The sequence below is a fragment of the Nodularia chucula CCY0103 genome (assembly GCF_963923915.1).
GTDB lineage: Bacteria > Cyanobacteriota > Cyanobacteriia > Cyanobacteriales > Nostocaceae > Nodularia > Nodularia chucula.
In genome coordinates this window covers 22,522-37,355 of sequence record NZ_CAWUOL010000020.1, presented here as the reverse complement: position 1 = coordinate 37,355, position 14,834 = coordinate 22,522, and the positions used below count along the sequence as shown (strand labels likewise).

The 14,834-nt window shown below is 42.7% G+C and carries 15 protein-coding genes; 5 read left to right on the top strand and 10 right to left on the bottom strand.

From position 1 onward, the window contains the following. Positions 1–52 precede the first annotated feature (52 nt). Positions 53–289, top strand: coding sequence for a hypothetical protein (locus tag ACM0OP_RS08395; protein WP_414527946.1), 237 nt, complete (start codon positions 53–55; stop codon positions 287–289). 33 nt (positions 290–322) lie between these two features. Here ACM0OP_RS08395 and ACM0OP_RS08390 read toward each other — a convergent pair whose 3' ends face one another. From ACM0OP_RS08390 to pilM, 7 genes are all read right to left on the bottom strand, one after another. Next, complete coding sequence (locus ACM0OP_RS08390) at positions 323–1,753, bottom strand: dihydrolipoyl dehydrogenase family protein (RefSeq protein ID WP_414527945.1); 1,431 nt, start codon at positions 1,751–1,753, stop codon at positions 323–325. Further along, positions 1,743–2,837, bottom strand: coding sequence for a threonine-phosphate decarboxylase CobD (gene cobD, locus ACM0OP_RS08385; RefSeq protein WP_414527944.1), 1,095 nt, complete (start codon positions 2,835–2,837; stop codon positions 1,743–1,745). Before cobD ends, ACM0OP_RS08390 begins: the two co-directional genes overlap by 11 nt. Positions 2,838–2,863: 26 nt before the next feature. Continuing rightward, positions 2,864–3,157 (bottom strand): HU family DNA-binding protein, encoded by a 294-nt coding sequence (locus ACM0OP_RS08380; RefSeq protein WP_414527943.1) that lies wholly within the window; start codon positions 3,155–3,157, stop codon positions 2,864–2,866. Positions 3,158–3,716: 559 nt separating this feature from the next. Further along, a complete protein-coding gene (locus ACM0OP_RS08375) occupies positions 3,717–6,116 on the bottom strand; it encodes an AMIN domain-containing protein (RefSeq protein ID WP_414527942.1) in 2,400 nt (799 codons plus the stop codon). Between the two features lie 77 nt (positions 6,117–6,193). After that, positions 6,194–6,982 carry a pilus assembly protein PilO gene (locus tag ACM0OP_RS08370; protein WP_414527941.1) on the bottom strand — a complete coding sequence of 263 codons (789 nt, stop codon included), beginning with the start codon at positions 6,980–6,982 and terminating at the stop codon, positions 6,194–6,196. Beyond that, complete coding sequence (locus tag ACM0OP_RS08365; protein ID WP_414527940.1) at positions 6,979–7,752, bottom strand: PilN domain-containing protein; 774 nt, start codon at positions 7,750–7,752, stop codon at positions 6,979–6,981. Before ACM0OP_RS08365 ends, ACM0OP_RS08370 begins: the two co-directional genes overlap by 4 nt. A 4-nt stretch (positions 7,753–7,756) precedes the next feature. Next, positions 7,757–8,863 carry a type IV pilus assembly protein PilM gene (gene pilM / locus ACM0OP_RS08360; RefSeq protein ID WP_414527939.1) on the bottom strand — a complete coding sequence of 369 codons (1,107 nt, stop codon included), beginning with the start codon at positions 8,861–8,863 and terminating at the stop codon, positions 7,757–7,759. Between the two features lie 142 nt (positions 8,864–9,005). Between pilM and ACM0OP_RS08355 the strand changes: the two genes are divergently transcribed. Further along, positions 9,006–10,307, top strand: a complete 1,302-nt coding sequence (locus ACM0OP_RS08355; RefSeq protein WP_414527938.1) for an ABC transporter substrate-binding protein — start codon at positions 9,006–9,008, stop codon at positions 10,305–10,307. Between the two features lie 139 nt (positions 10,308–10,446). Here the strand turns inward: ACM0OP_RS08355 and ACM0OP_RS08350 are convergent, their stop codons facing one another. From ACM0OP_RS08350 to ACM0OP_RS08340, 3 genes are all read right to left on the bottom strand, one after another. Then, positions 10,447–11,697 carry a bifunctional folylpolyglutamate synthase/dihydrofolate synthase gene (locus ACM0OP_RS08350; protein WP_414527937.1) on the bottom strand — a complete coding sequence of 417 codons (1,251 nt, stop codon included), beginning with the start codon at positions 11,695–11,697 and terminating at the stop codon, positions 10,447–10,449. Positions 11,698–11,777: 80 nt separating this feature from the next. Next, positions 11,778–11,903 carry a photosystem II protein Y gene (locus ACM0OP_RS08345; protein ID WP_414527936.1) on the bottom strand — a complete coding sequence of 42 codons (126 nt, stop codon included), beginning with the start codon at positions 11,901–11,903 and terminating at the stop codon, positions 11,778–11,780. Positions 11,904–12,165: 262 nt separating this feature from the next. Next, positions 12,166–12,696: a gamma carbonic anhydrase family protein gene (locus ACM0OP_RS08340; RefSeq protein ID WP_414527935.1), complete on the bottom strand. Its 531-nt coding sequence runs from the start codon at positions 12,694–12,696 to the stop codon at positions 12,166–12,168. 241 nt (positions 12,697–12,937) lie between these two features. Between ACM0OP_RS08340 and ACM0OP_RS08335 the strand changes: the two genes are divergently transcribed. From ACM0OP_RS08335 to ACM0OP_RS08325, 3 genes are all read left to right on the top strand, one after another. Further along, a complete protein-coding gene (locus tag ACM0OP_RS08335) occupies positions 12,938–13,447 on the top strand; it encodes a TIGR02652 family protein (protein ID WP_462362463.1) in 510 nt (169 codons plus the stop codon). Between the two features lie 90 nt (positions 13,448–13,537). After that, entirely contained in the window at positions 13,538–13,966 is a 429-nt protein-coding gene (locus ACM0OP_RS08330) for a VOC family protein (protein WP_414527933.1), read from the top strand. Positions 13,967–13,991: 25 nt separating this feature from the next. Beyond that, complete coding sequence (locus ACM0OP_RS08325; protein ID WP_414527932.1) at positions 13,992–14,501, top strand: plastocyanin/azurin family copper-binding protein; 510 nt, start codon at positions 13,992–13,994, stop codon at positions 14,499–14,501. Positions 14,502–14,834: the final 333 nt, after the last annotated feature.

The window sequence follows — 14,834 nt, the reverse complement described above, 5'->3', positions numbered from 1 at the left end:
TAGGGTGTAGGGGGGAGCATCCCAGTTTGGCAGAAATCAAGGTTAAATAGTCATGAACAGTATTAAATTAACAAAGCGTGTCGGTGAAGATGGTATTCTACATTTAGAAATTCCTGTGGGAATCACAGAGAAAGAAGTTGAAATCATGGTTATCTATCAACCACTAGAAATACCAAAGCTGCAAAAGACACCAGAAGAATTAGGTTGGCCTCCTGGTTTTTTTGCGCAGACCTATGGCATTTGTCAGGATGACCCCATTGTTATTGATTCTGAAATCGTCATAAACTGACTAATTTACCAGAGATGCAGGTCTTTCTACTCCTCACAAGTTCCAGTTGCGGCGGAAATGAAAGAAACCTTCGAGAAAATCTTGTAAAAGATGATTGCTATTTAACTTTTGCTGACTCCATTCTCTGGCTGTATTTTCGATAATTTCGGAAAAACTGGGATAGATAGGAGATAAATTAGCTAATTTTTGTACGGGAATTTTTTCAGCCATTGCTAAAGCAATTAAATTAATTAACTCCGATGCTTCTTGTCCTAATATAGAAGCTCCTAAAATTTCGCCATTGCGAAGTACGATTAATTTACATATACCTGTGGTTTCATCCCGGATTTGAGCGGCTGTGAGTGATTTATAATATTGTCGGATAACTAAAATTTCATCTGTATTAAATTGGCGTTTTGCTTGCGCTTCTGTAAAACCAATTTGCGCTAATCGGGGATAAGAATTAATCGACCAAGGAATGCAGGTATAATTTACCCTGCGTCTGGGAAAAAATAGGGCATTTTCTACAGCAATTTTAGCTTCATCATGGGCAACATTGGCAAAATTATCACCACCAATTACATCACCACAGGCGTAAATGCGATGGTTAGTTGTTTGTAATTTGTCGTTGACAACTAAGCCACGTTGTCGCCTTTTCACCCCCACATCTGCCAAATTGAGAAATTCAACGTTTGGTTCCTGGTGGGTGGCGACTAAAATTTCATCAGTTGCGATCGCTTTATCTCCTGCTTGTACCCACTTTTGGTCTTCAATTACCTTTACCTGAATAACTGGTTTGTTAGTGAGGACACGGACACCAGCAACTTCTAACTGTGCTTGTAACAGGTGGACTATTTCCGGGTCGCCGTAGGGGAGAATAGATGCAGATTTCACGGCTAAGGTGACATGACAACCCAACCGCGCCAAGGTTTGGGCGACTTCAATACTTTGGGGAACACCGCCAATAATTACCCAATTTTGAGGTAAATTTGTTCCCTGGAGCGATCGCCAAATATTAGATAAAGTTAAATAACTTGTGGTCTGTAATCCTGCAATTTCGGGAACCCCGCGCACGGAACCAGTGGCTAATAGATAGGTGCGTCCCCTCAGCAGGCGTTGATTGACGGTAAAGGCTAAATGGGGGGAGGGTTGAAATTGACCATTGCCGAAAATTACATCTACACCCAATGCGGCTAAGTTGGCGGCTGAGTTTTGTTCTTGAAGATGAGCAAATATGCGGTCACCGTAGAGTTTAGCTTCTGGCCATGAGGTCTGAGGTTGTGCGGCGTTAATTCCCCAAACAGCTAGATCATTAAGTTGATCAAGGCTGTGGGCGATTTCGCTAAATACTTGGTGTTGAATAAATCCATAGTTAATTTGGGATTCTACCAAAGCCACGGTGGCCTTCTGTTGGATTGCAAGTAAGGCTGCATAGCGTCCGGCTAAAGTTCCACCAATAATTACTAAGTCGTAATCAATTGTCATTGGTCAAAGTCGAAGATAAGGCTGTTAATAGCCTTTGGTTATCGGAATCGGAACGGACGGCTACTCGGAAATAGCGATCGCCTAATTCTTTAAAACTTAGGCAGTCACGAATTAAAATTTGGTGATGTTGGAGTAATTTTTGCTGGAGTTGCAAACTAGACCTCTGTGATTTCACTAATAGGAAGTTAGCAGCGCTTTCTAGGGGCTGTAAACCAGGAATTGAGGCTAAACCTTGAAAAAGTTGTTCTCTTGCTGGTGCAAGCCATTTCCAGGTGAGTTTTTGAAATTCTTGGTCTTGAATAGCTGCCATAGCCGCAGCCGCCGCCAGGGTATTTACTGGCCAGGGGTCGCGCCATGTTTGCCATAAAGAAAGACGGTCAGGATGGGCGATCGCATATCCTAATCTCAGTCCTGGTAGACTGTAAAATTTGGTGAGCGATCGCAATACTACTAAATTTGGATATTCCTGCACCACCCCTATAAGGCTTTGTTCAGCATCGGGGGGTACAAAATCCATAAACGCCTCATCCACCACCACCAAGGCGTATTCCTGTAAATAAGGCAATATTTCCTCACGTGAGAATAACTTCCCAGTTGGATTATGAGGATTATTCAGCAATAAACCAGAACTTGCCGGTGATAAAGGAGAATTTCTCCCCACACTCCCCACTCCCCACTCCCCACTCCCCACTCCCCACTCCCCAGAAAGGGGAAACTCCAGGATTTTAGCGTTCTCTGCCGTCAGTGTGCGGTAATAATCGCCAAAGGCTGGAGTAATTAAAGTGGTAGCGGATAACTTTCCTAACTCTTTACCCGCTAAAGTCAGTAATTCTGCTGAACCATTACCAGGGAGAATCCACTCATAAGGTAATTGGTGAAAGCGACCCAGAGCTAGTTTCAGTTCACTATATTCTGGGTCAGGATAGTGTTTAAGATTACTTACCTGGGAATAGATAGCTGCGATCGCACTTTCGGGTGGACCCAAGGGACTGATGCTGGCAGAAAAATCCAGAATAGCTTCAAGTGAACAGCCAGCTAGTGCTGCTGCCCAAACTAAATTTCCGCCGTGAACTGGTTGCCGCATCAATAAGAGGTTCCCTACAAAGTGGTCTATGCTTTGGGTTCTTTTGGGGGTGCAACCTTTTCTCTAAACAACTTACCAGCAGAGAAAGCTGGAACCCTGGTAGCAGGAATTTCCATTTTTTCATTAGTTTTGGGGTTACGACCTTCACGGGCTTTGCGTTCGCGTGATTCAAAGGAACCAAAACCAACCAAAGTTACCTTATCGCCAGAAGAAACAGCCTCAACAATCGTTTCTAAAGCCGCAGTCAACACAGCATCAGCTTGTTTTTTAGTAACACTAGCTTTTTCCGACACAGCATCCACTAATTCACCCTTGTTCATAATCAAACTCCTTGATGTTTACTTCAGATTCTCTACTGTCGCATTCTGTGGGATCTATGATTAATTCTCCAAACAGAGAATTATAAAAGTCGTCCTTTAGGAGTATTTACATAAAAAATGGCTGTACATCCCATCGGCTCGACTTTTCAATGAATCATTCTAAGGTGTTGTAGCCAGAAGTGGATAGATGAAACCATTAATTTATATGGATTTGAGGATTTTTTGTGATTTTTCAGTAATTTTTTTGAACTTATTATACATAAAAATGTAAAAATACTGAAAAAATGCCCTGATTGTAAAATTCCAAATTCCAGAAATTATAGCAACGGACATATTGGTTAGGACATCATCATTATGGTTTTAAGGGAACAGGGAACAGGGAAAAGGGGATAGGGAATGTCCTAATTACCTTGGCGATTGCTATATTTGAAGAGGATACATCCCCAACTTCTTCAAGAAGTCAGGGAGCTACTCATTGCTGATTATGTTTCATCATCAAACAAAAACACAATAACTATCCCACAACAGAGGACAATTTATTTTTTGGTATTCCAGGTTCTTATTGTCTGGGTGTACTCAAACCACGACGCTCAAGCATTTGCCGTACCTCTGGGCTAGGGGTGTAGTTATAGCCATAAGGGGAGTTTTCAGAGTCATCCATAATCTGAGGTGTGAGTAACACAATGACCTCATTACGCTCATTGGTTCTATTTGTTCTTCTAAACAGGGAACCCAGCAAGGGAAGATCACCCAGAATAGGAATTTTAGAAACGCTGGTTCGGTCTTGGTCTTGAATGATGCCTGATAGAATCAGTGTTTGACCATCTCGCAAACGGATATTGCCAGAAGTTAGGGAACGTGTAGACACTAAAAATATTCTTTGGCTACTACCACCCACATTAATGTCAGCTGGAGCTTGAGGAGATGAAACACTTGGAGACACAGAAAGAGAGACAAAACCGTTATCGTCAATTCGCTCAACTCTCACAGCTAAAGTTAAACCTACATTTGCTTTATCTGCTGTAATTGTTTCTGTAGAAGTGCCATCACCACGAGTTATTTCTCTTGAGATATTAGCTACAACTTCTTGAGTTAATCTCACGTCAGCAGTTTGACCTTCTTGCACAATTAAGGTGGGGTCAGTCAATATTTTGGCATTACCATTTGTGATTTGAGCTTGCAAACTAGCTAGGAGACGTTGAGGGAATTGGAATAGGCTAGGTAAACCAAATTCATAGGTATCTGGTGTTCCTGGGGTCGTTTGAGGTATCAACCTAAAGTTTGTTGGTTCACCAGTCAACGGATCAATTGCAGTTGGGACAATTTCAAATGTTGTTCTTCCTGGCTGTCCAGGAGTAAAGTTTGTGATCGCCGGTTGTGTAGGGTTGCCATTGGGATCTAAAGGTGGACTAGCCGATGGTCTGCCAGTTATGGGGTTGAAAAACCCTTCCCGCAAAAATGGTGTTCCTGTAATGGGATTGGGAATAATGGGGGTATCAGTGACACTATTTCTCGCTTCTGTACCAGTAGGAGGTCTAACACCACCAAAGTTTAAAGATGCCGCACCACCATCATTCACAAAGAAGTTATTACCAACACCAAAGGAAAAACTTGTATTCTGGTCTTGGGTGTTCAAAAGGTTAACATCAATAATTCTGACGTTAACAGCCACTTGACGACGGCGGAGATCAAGCGGCACAATTTGAGACATGGCAATTTCAACTAACTTAGGCTGACCAATTAATGTAATAGTATTAGTTCGCTCATCTCCTGATACTTGTAAACCCCGTAATATGGGAACTGAGTCAACAAACGTAATTCGTTGCGCTCTCAATTCTGTATCTTCATTTAATTCTCTTTCTCTTTCGGCTTCTGTACCGATTACCTCGGTAGTGACCCTAGTTGTTTTGAGTTCAGCAGTGAAAGCACTTTCTGCTCCCAAGTTAACTAAAACTCTTAAAATTTCTGGTACTCCTGCTTGGTTAAGTCTCAGGTTGCGTACCACTACATCACGAGTAGAATTAGGCAATTTAGTCCCCACAAAAATGGTGCGTCCACTGCGGTTAGCTTCTAAACCACTCATTCGCAAAACGTAGTTAAACACATCCTGCACTGGCTCATTTTCTATATCTAGGGAGATTCTTTGATATATTGGCGCTGCAAGAGTAGCACCAGTATTCACCTGAGTTCTAGAAGTTAACTGTTGATCATCATCTTCACCACCGACATAAGCCAAATTCATTCCCGCCGCACGAGCCAGCAATGATAAAACTTCCCTGACTGGTGCATCCCGCAATACCAAACGGGGTACACGTTCGTTAGTACCTAAATCAATGGTGGTGGCAGAGGCATCTGTAGCAGAAATTGAGATATCTCCCACAGGTGGAGCCACGGCTCTGGGTAAGAAAGGAGGCGCTTGATTCCGGGGTTGGCTGGGACTAGCTGCTGGGGCTGGTCTGCCATCAATGGAGATTTGTGGGTTAGGAACCATTACCTCTGGGTTAGCCTGGGCTGAGGTAGAAGCCGAGGGTGTTGCTGTTGAGGCTGTGCTGGCCGATGGAGTAAAACTTAGGGTCAGTTCATTGGGCTTACGGACTACAGGTTGATTTGTGGGGATGTTATTACTGCCAGTCACCATAACTCGGATACTATTAGCATCCAGTTGCATCACTTCCACTGAGGCAATACCGGCAGATGGGTTATCTTGACGGAAACTATTACCTTGGGGTAAGCGCAATTGAGTGTTAATAATATCTGAAACTAAAGCATTACCTCTTTGTGTAGTAAAAACCTGGGGACGAGAGCCAGAAGAGGTTTGCAAAACTACCTCTACTCCGCCATTAGCTGGATTCAGCTTCACCCCTGTGATTTGAGCAATCTGAGCTGCTGCTGGTTGCGCTGCGATCAATACAAAAGCGGCAGCGCCTAATATGGCGCTATTACCGTAAAACTGTTTCACCGTTCATTCCTCACTATATAAAACACCTGTTCACCAACAATTTTTGAGTAGTAGTGTTGTCTATACTCCGAACCTGATTACGGAGTTGTTGTTGCTGCTGCTGCTGCTGCTTCCTCCTGTTTGTCCCTAGCTGCTATTTCCTCTGGATTCAGAGGCATTAATGCCTGGAGTTCAAAGGAGGTAGTAATGGGTGCAGGACCAACCCGAATTACTGGCTCTTCATCTCGTGAAGTTGTAGTCTCTTCTGGATTCAATCTGGCTTGATAATTTTTAACTATTAGTAATGGCTGTAAACGCTCAATATTCCGCATAATTGCTTGGGTTTGTTCAAAAGTTCCCTCTATTTCTAGCTGAATACTACTGCGTTTTAGTTTGCCATCTACAGTGGGGCCAAAAGTGCCATCATTAATGGGTTCGGGTGGTTCAGAGGAAGGTACAAAGCTTTTGAGTTTAGCTCTGACTGCATCAGGTGGAACTGCGGAATTACCAGATTCAACTAAACGATTGATATCTAGTAACAGAGTATCTAAGGTGCTTTCGTTGGCAAATAAACTCAACACCTGGCGGGTTTCTTCCTGGGCTGCTTCTAATTCGGCCTTTACTTGACCAATTTGTTGAATACTGGCTTTTTTATCGTTAACTTGACCTTGTAAGGTATCAACTTGTGCTTGACGTTGCTGATAAGTTTCCCATGCTGGCATAATCAGGTTAAGTGCTATGTAACCTGCGCCAGCAAGTCCCAAGAGACCGACCAAAATACCGATCATTTTTGGTGTTAGGGAAATACCAAACACCACGGGGGCTGGTGGGGCTTCGTTACCGAACTGGCCGCCATCACCAAAGTTAAAATCTTGACTAACTGTCATTTTGAAATGACTCCTATTCTTTGCATATTACGAATTCTACTGACTAATCCCACTGCCCCTTTTTGCTCTAGTTCTCTGATTAAATTTGAGTCAGAAGCGGGGATATCACTGACGTTAGATTGAATTGTGTACTGCACTACTTGGGGTAGTTTAATTTCCTCTACACCACTTTGATTTGCCCAGGGTGGTAATGGTGCATCTACTAGAGTCGCTGTAGCAATTCTAGTTGAAGTGGATTGCAAAAATTGAGACTGTTGCAAAGTCAGGACAAAATCATTGACATCGTTGAAAGAACGAGCAAGTCCTGTAACTTCAATGGCCCCCTCCCGATTGGTGGATGCTTGTCCTCTACCTGGGGCTGTGGGTTCAATTTGCCTGATGGTGTTGATTTGCACGCTGGAGGGGATGCGATCGCGGAAATCCTGTAACATAGCAGACCACGGACGAATCTGGTCAAACACTGTAACTAAACCTTGTGTTTCAGCTTTAACTCGTTGTGTCTCCTCCCGAATGGCATTAATATTACCAATTTCTACCTCTAACCTCTTGTTTTCTGCTTCTAGTTGTGCTATGTCCTGGGTTAATTGATTATTTCTCGCCTCTAGAAACCACCAACCAGCCCCTAAAAATATGGGAATAGCAAGACCTACACCTAATCCCACAAACAGTGGTGTTAAATCACCAGCTGGCATTTGTAGCTGGGTGGCTTTTTTCTCTGTGACTTCGTAACCTGCCCGATCTTTGAGAAAATTAACATCTAAACTGTACATTTTATTACACCTCCCGCATTCCTAAACCAAGTACTATCCCTAACCCAGAACGTTGTAAATCAGGGTACTTTTCCTGATCTACTTGCAAAGACAAAGAACCGATGGGGTCAATTGCGGTAGTTGGTAAGCCCAATCTTTGAGTAAAAAACTCATCTAGCTGTTGCAGTCCGCCCCCCGGACCAGCTAAGAAAATCTGCGCCACTTCCAGGTTTTCACTTTGACTTAGGTAAAATTCGATAGAACGGCGTAGCTCATCGGTGAGTTCTCCTAAAACTCTCAATAAAGCTGCCATACTCGGATTGATATCAGTCACTCCAGTTTGTCCCCCATCAATGGGAGTTGCAGGAATCACCATTCCTTGTAACAATCCCATATCTCGTGATGTAGGTAAACTCATCGCCCTAGATAAGGCCATTTGCATTTGATAAGTACCAATTGGGACACTACGGGAAAATTGCGGTACGCCATTAATCACAATCGCTATTTCCGTACTGTCAAACTCTATGTCAACTAATACCGCCGCCTCTTGTAGCCCAAATACTCGTAATTGATCACGAATTGTCCGCAACAGGGCAAAACTGTTAATTTCTAAAACATCAACTTTCAATCCTGCCTGTTCAAAAGTATTAAGATAAGCATCAGTTACTTCTTTGCGGGTAGCAACTAACAGCACCTGTACTTTTTCAATGCCATCATCATCTACAAAGTAACCCAGTTTTTGATAGTCTACGTCGGCTTCTTCACGAGGGTAAGGTAAATACAAACCAGCTTCGTGGTTTAATACCATCTCTCGCAATTCTTTGTTGTCTAACTCTGCTGGTACTGGGATGACACGGACGATGGAATCTCTTGCTGGTACACCAGTCGCCACACGGGAAGTTTTAATTTTACTTTCCGCTAGGGCTTGCTGAATTAGTTCTGCCATCGTGGAAATGTCGATAATTTGACCATCGACGACTACCCCTTCGGGAACAGCTACCGATGACAACGATGCTAATTTTAAGCCTTGGCGCTGTTTGCGTAGCTGTACTAGATTCACCCGTTCTGGAGTAAGTTCAATCCCTACCCCTTTACTAAACTTGCTCAACAAATTATTGAAGCTTTTAACCACTGTTCTGCTCGGTAGATTGCTAGAGATAAAATTTAAATTATACTAATAGGATTCGCTGATGACTAGGTAACTGATTTAGCCTATAATCTCGACAATTTTCCATAACTTTTTCACCCCGAACAAGCGTAATAATACTGCTAAGATGATGCAATTGCGAAAATTCAAACAACTAGCTGCTTGGGCATTCGTCGGCTTATTAACCAGCTGGCTAGTAAGTTGTAGTACTGCTAATGTTAGTACAAATACACAACAATCTACTTCAGGAGAGGCGACTATTGAGTTTTGGACGATGCAACTACAACCTCAATTTACTGACTATTTCCAAAGTCTAATTGCGAATTTTGAAGCTGATAATCCCAGTATAAACGTTAACTGGGTGGATATACCCTGGTCAGCAATGGAGAGCAAGATTTTAACAGCTGTTTCAGCAAATACTCCTCCTGATGTTGTGAATCTCAATCCAGTTTTTGCTTCCCAACTGGCGGGACGAAATGCGTGGTTAGATTTGGATGCAAAAATCTCAGATGTGGAACGTTCCTCCTATCTACCGAATATCTGGAAAGCCAGCACCCTGAATGATCAGAGTTTTGGTATTCCCTGGTACCTTACTACACGGTTAACTATTTATAACATTGATTTATTAAAACAGGCAGGTATAACTGAACCACCAGCCACTTACGCAGAATTAGCAGATATGGCGCGGATAATTAAAGATAAGACGGGAAAATATGCTTTTTTTGTGACTTTTGCACCGCAAGATTCCGGAGAGGTTTTGGAGTCATTTGTGCAAATGGGTGTCACCCTAGTAAATACCGAGGGTAAGGCGGCGTTTAATTCTCCAGAGGGGAAAGCGGCTTTTGAATACTGGGTAAATTTGTATCGCCAAGGATTGTTACCCAGGGAATCTTTAACTCAAGGACACCGCCACGCTATTGATTTATACCAATCTGGACAAACGGCTTTTTTGGCTTCGGGGCCTGAGTTTCTCCGAACTATAGCTAATAATGCACCAGAAATTGCGGCAAATTCAGCGATCGCACCCCAAATTACAGGTGATACTGGGAAAAAAAATGTGGCTGTGATGAATGTGGTTGTTCCCCGCACGAGTAAACACCCAGATGCGGCGGTAAAATTTGCTTTATTTCTGACAAATGATGAAAATCAGTTAACTTTCGCCAAAACTGCGAATGTTTTACCATCTACGAAACAAGCACTGGCTGATAGTTACTTTAAAGATGTTCCTGATAATGCTTCCACGGTGGAAAAGGCGCGGGTAATTAGTGCTAATCAATTACAACAAGCGGAGGTTTTAACTCCCACTTTACGAGATTCTAAACGTCTGCAAAAGGCAATTTATGAAAACTTGCAAGCAGCAATGTTAGGACAAAAGACCGTAAACAAAGCCTTGGAAGATGCGGCCGCGGAATGGGATAGTCGCGTGTAAAAAAGGTGTGGGGAGTGTGGGAAATGTAGGGAGTGTGGGGGGAAAGATTGTCAAATACCCAATACCCAGTCCCCAATCCCCAATCCCCAATCCCCAGTCCCCAATCCCCAATCCCCAATCCCCAGTCCCCAATCCCCATTTATAAAAGGGTGAAAAAATGTCCAATTAAATAAAGGGAACCAGATAAAACTACTTGATTATTGGTGTGATTAAAAGCTGCTGTTAAAGCTGAAGATAAATCTGGATAAGTTTGACAAAGGGATAATTCTGGACAAATTTCACTAGCTAGTTTCGCTAATTCCACTGGATTTGCAGAACTATGATCTGGTACTGGCACGAGATATAATTGGTCATGCCCTCGCAGTAAAATCCGAAAAATATCCTCATGCTCTTTAGTAGCCAACATTCCTATCACCCAAGTCACGTTACCCAGATTCAAACTATCTAAATAATCTCGCAGCGCCTGGGCAGCAGCTGGGTTATGCGCGCCATCAATTAATAGTTTAAACTGGTTCCAATTCACCCATTGCATTCGCCCCGGCCATTGAGTTTTACTCATCCCATTCACAATGGCTGTTTGAGAAATTTTCCAACCGGAGTTTTGCATAATTTCCACAGTAGCTAAAGCCAAAGCGGAATTATTTAATTGAATTTGTCCATGTAAAGGCAGAGAATATTTAATAATATGGGAATTTTTCAGAGTTTTATATTCAGCCCATCCGGGAGTAATTTGATGGGCAGGTTGAGGCGTAATATATAAAGATTGTAATTCTGCGGCGCGCGATCGCACAACAGTCTCAGCATCTGGCGGCAATTTCCCCACGACAACGGGACACCCAGGTTTAATAATTCCGGCTTTTTCCCTAGCAATATCCGCCACAGTGGGACCTAATTGTTGCCAATGTTCCCGGCTAATTGACGTAATTATACTCACTAATGGCTGGTCACAAACATTAGTAGCATCTAAACGTCCACCCAAACCCACTTCTATCACTGCGATATCAACCTTAGCTTCAGCAAAATACAACCACGCAGCTGCGGTAATCACTTCAAACTGAGTTGGGTACTCATCATCGGGTTGAATAGCCTTTTGGACTCGTAAGATTAATTGGCTAAACTCCTCAGAGGAAATTTGTTGATTGTTAATGGTAATTCTTTCTGTCCAATGGACTAAATGAGGAGAGGTATAACATCCTCTACGATAACCAGCCTCAGTTAAAATTGAGGACAGATAAGCACAAACAGAACCTTTACCATTAGTACCGCCAACGTGAATCACTGGGACTTTATGGTGAGGGTTTCCCAGATTTTCTAGGAGTTTAATAATGCGCGATAGTCCTAGATTAACGCCGAAATGCTGAAAGGGTTTGAGTAAAGAATTGATATCCACAGAGAAATTCAGGTTAAGTTAAAAAACCGACTGTCCTTAGTCCAAGAAACAGCCGATTTTATCGTTAATTTTGATGAAGTTTAAGCTTCTTTGTTCAAAAAGTTTTGTACTTGTCTTAAAGCAGCAGCGCCAATATTAAAAGCAGCCCAACTAGCAGCAATAGCAATTGGTGCAACAACAATAGCAATACGGTAATCGATATCCATTTTAGAACCCCTTTTTTAAGCGAAAATTAAACTTTTATCAACGGCGCTCATTTTTATTTTGAGCCTATTTGGTGATTTTTTCCCATCTTATCAGCAAAAAAATATCTGACTTTTTGCCGATGTTCCGAGGAATTGATCCCAATACGTCAATGATTAGCAGTGCTACTCATCAAGGACGGGTAATATATCTATTCCACAACAGGGAATAATTTATTTTGTGGTTTTACCTGACCAATATATACTTATATTACAATGTTTAGCGCTATTTCTGGTGATCAAAGCCGATGTCCTTTCCGGTTCCTGCATGAACTAAAGCTAACTTTTTGTAACGTTCAGCGTGTTCGATTAGTTCTGCGGCTTCCTGTGCTGAAATTTGGCGGGATACTTTTCCTGGAACGCCGACTACTAAAGACTGGGGGGGAATATCTTTAGTAACTACTGCGCCAGCACCAATGATGCTACCGCGACCTACTCTGACTCCATCTAAAATAATTGCGCCAATACCAATTAAGCACCCTTGCTCAATGTAGGCAGAATGGACTACAGCCCGATGTCCGACGGTGACATGATCTTCTAAAATTGTGGGTGAGCCAGGATCACCATGTAAAATTGCCCCATCTTGAATATTTGTACATTCCCCAATTTCAATCCGTTCTACATCTCCCCTGACTACTGCACCATACCAAATACTCGCCCCGGCTTGAATGTTGACTGAACCGATAACAACTGCATTGGCGGCGATGAAAGCGGCTTGAGAAAAATCAGGAGATGGCCAGTAAGAAGCTGTAGACACGATAGAATAGGAATATGGTACCCAGGAAAACTGGAAAAACTCTAAACTTTGCGGCTGGTTGCACAACCAGGATATCACGGTATTACCTCTCTCATCTGAGTCTAATGCCTGTGAATATTGTTCACGCTGGAACTTCGTTTCTTTGCAACAACGAGCAAGCCCTTAAAATAGAGGAGCCGGAGTGTAATATCCAACTCACTGGTGCTGGTGAAGAAGAAACTATGTTTATACGCACTTCATGATGAATCTCAGTTTGCAGTACCCCATATTTGGATCTGATATTCAGTGTCCCCACTGTCGTCAGACTATTGCAGCGTTGACATTGACAGATACCTATTTGTGTCCGCGTCACGGTGCTTTTGAGGCTAATCCTAAAACTGGAGAGTTAGTTCATCTACAGTCGGGTCGTCATTGGCGACGCTGGAATAATGAGTGGTATAGACAGCATACGCATCCTGATGGGATTCGTTTTGAAATCCACGAGGCACTGGATAAGCTGTACACTCAAGGTTATCGAGCTACACGGGTAATTATTGCTAAACGTTATCAGGAATTAATGAGTGGCTATCTAGAACGTAGCACTCCTTGGCGTTCTGGTGATCCCGAACCTACCTCTGCACGATTATATGGCTTACCTGTGGATTTTAGCCCAGAGGCGGCGGAAGATCCCTGCTGGGATGTGATTAATTTTGATTTGGATAAGGAGCCTGGTGTCCCTGTACGCTATCCTTATTTCCGTTTATTTGAGTAAGTTACTGGGGAGGGTGTGGGGAGTTTGGGGGAAAGATACAATACTCAATACCCATTCCCCATTCCCCATTCCCCAATCCCCAAAATTATTATGCACCATGCGTCGATTCGGACGGCTAATATTCATCAGGCGATCGCCTTTTATGAACAGTTAGGATTTACAATTTGTGAACGGTTCACCACAGGCTATACTCTGGCTTGCTGGATGGAAGGTTTACAGGGCAGAATTGAATTAATTCAAATTCCTGAACCCAAACCAGCACCTGATGCTTTCGGCGATGAACATTATGTTGGTTATTATCATCTGTCTTTTGATTTAACTGAAATTACATCAGATTTACCTAGCTGGTTGACAAATTTACAGTTACGTGTAGATGGAGTGGCAGATTTACCACCCCTAAAAATACTTTTAGCACCAACACAGCAGCAGATAGGCGATCGCATTTGGGAAGTAGCGTTTATTGCCGATACCGATGGCTTACCCCTAGAATTTATTCGCTGTTTAGCTAAACTAGATTAGTGATCACGACTATATAAACATCAAAATGACTTGGTTATTTAAAAAAATTGCTAAAAAATTATACCAAAAGGCAAATCATCCTCGGCAAGGATTACAGCGATTTACTATAGTGGGTTTATTGCTCTGCTTGAGTTTTGTAAATCATAGTCAGGCGATCGCCGCCAACCTTACAGAAAATCCCCTCAAAGAACCAGTCACAGAAATTATAATTAGCTTAGGTAATTCTGCCAACGAACTTAAATTTGAACCCAATCAATTAGAATTTCAACCCGGTAAACGCTATTTACTCCGCCTAAACAACCCCAGTCAACTCAAACATTACTTCACCGCCAAAGACTTTGCTGATAGTATTTGGACACAAAAAGTCCAAGCCGGCAAAGTAGAAATTAAAGGCGCAATTCATGAACTAGAACTTAAACCCGGTGGTGAAGCCGAATGGGTATTTTTACCCATCAAGCCAGGAAACTATCACTTACACTGTGTCATCCCAGGACACACAGCAGCAGGAATGACAGGTGAAATCACCATCCGCTAACTAGAGAATTGGACGTAGGAGCAAGGTGAAAATAAGTTAACTTAAATATATATAGCAGTTCCTAATCAAATGAACTAGATCATAGCTCCCTCATCGTTTGCGCTACCGTGTACACATATCCTGATCCAAAAAGGTTTTCCAGTCCTAAAAACCGAATTTTACTGTAAATCCGGTTCCCCTCCTCGCACCCCCCTCAATCCCCCCGCAACGGGGGGAAGAAAAGGATAAACCTTTGATATGGGAGGGGCTAGGGGTGGGGTCTTTTATGACACAAACGAGAATTTACCGACTTGTGAGTACACCGTATACCTTGCGGAGAGGGGTTTAGGGGTG

Coding starts and splice junctions, on each gene's coding strand:
- ACM0OP_RS08345 (WP_414527936.1), bottom strand. CDS start 11,903: ATGGATATCGATTACCGTATTGCTATTGTTGTTGCACCAATTGCTATT.
- ACM0OP_RS08390 (WP_414527945.1), bottom strand. CDS start 1,753: ATGACAATTGATTACGACTTAGTAATTATTGGTGGAACTTTAGCCGGA.
- ACM0OP_RS08355 (WP_414527938.1), top strand. CDS start 9,006: ATGATGCAATTGCGAAAATTCAAACAACTAGCTGCTTGGGCATTCGTC.
- cobD (WP_414527944.1), bottom strand. CDS start 2,837: ATGCGGCAACCAGTTCACGGCGGAAATTTAGTTTGGGCAGCAGCACTA.
- ACM0OP_RS08395 (WP_414527946.1), top strand. CDS start 53: ATGAACAGTATTAAATTAACAAAGCGTGTCGGTGAAGATGGTATTCTA.
- ACM0OP_RS08325 (WP_414527932.1), top strand. CDS start 13,992: ATGACTTGGTTATTTAAAAAAATTGCTAAAAAATTATACCAAAAGGCA.
- ACM0OP_RS08330 (WP_414527933.1), top strand. CDS start 13,538: ATGCACCATGCGTCGATTCGGACGGCTAATATTCATCAGGCGATCGCC.
- ACM0OP_RS08365 (WP_414527940.1), bottom strand. CDS start 7,752: ATGTACAGTTTAGATGTTAATTTTCTCAAAGATCGGGCAGGTTACGAA.
- ACM0OP_RS08335 (WP_462362463.1), top strand. CDS start 12,938: ATGAATCTCAGTTTGCAGTACCCCATATTTGGATCTGATATTCAGTGT.
- ACM0OP_RS08370 (WP_414527941.1), bottom strand. CDS start 6,982: ATGACAGTTAGTCAAGATTTTAACTTTGGTGATGGCGGCCAGTTCGGT.
- ACM0OP_RS08380 (WP_414527943.1), bottom strand. CDS start 3,157: ATGAACAAGGGTGAATTAGTGGATGCTGTGTCGGAAAAAGCTAGTGTT.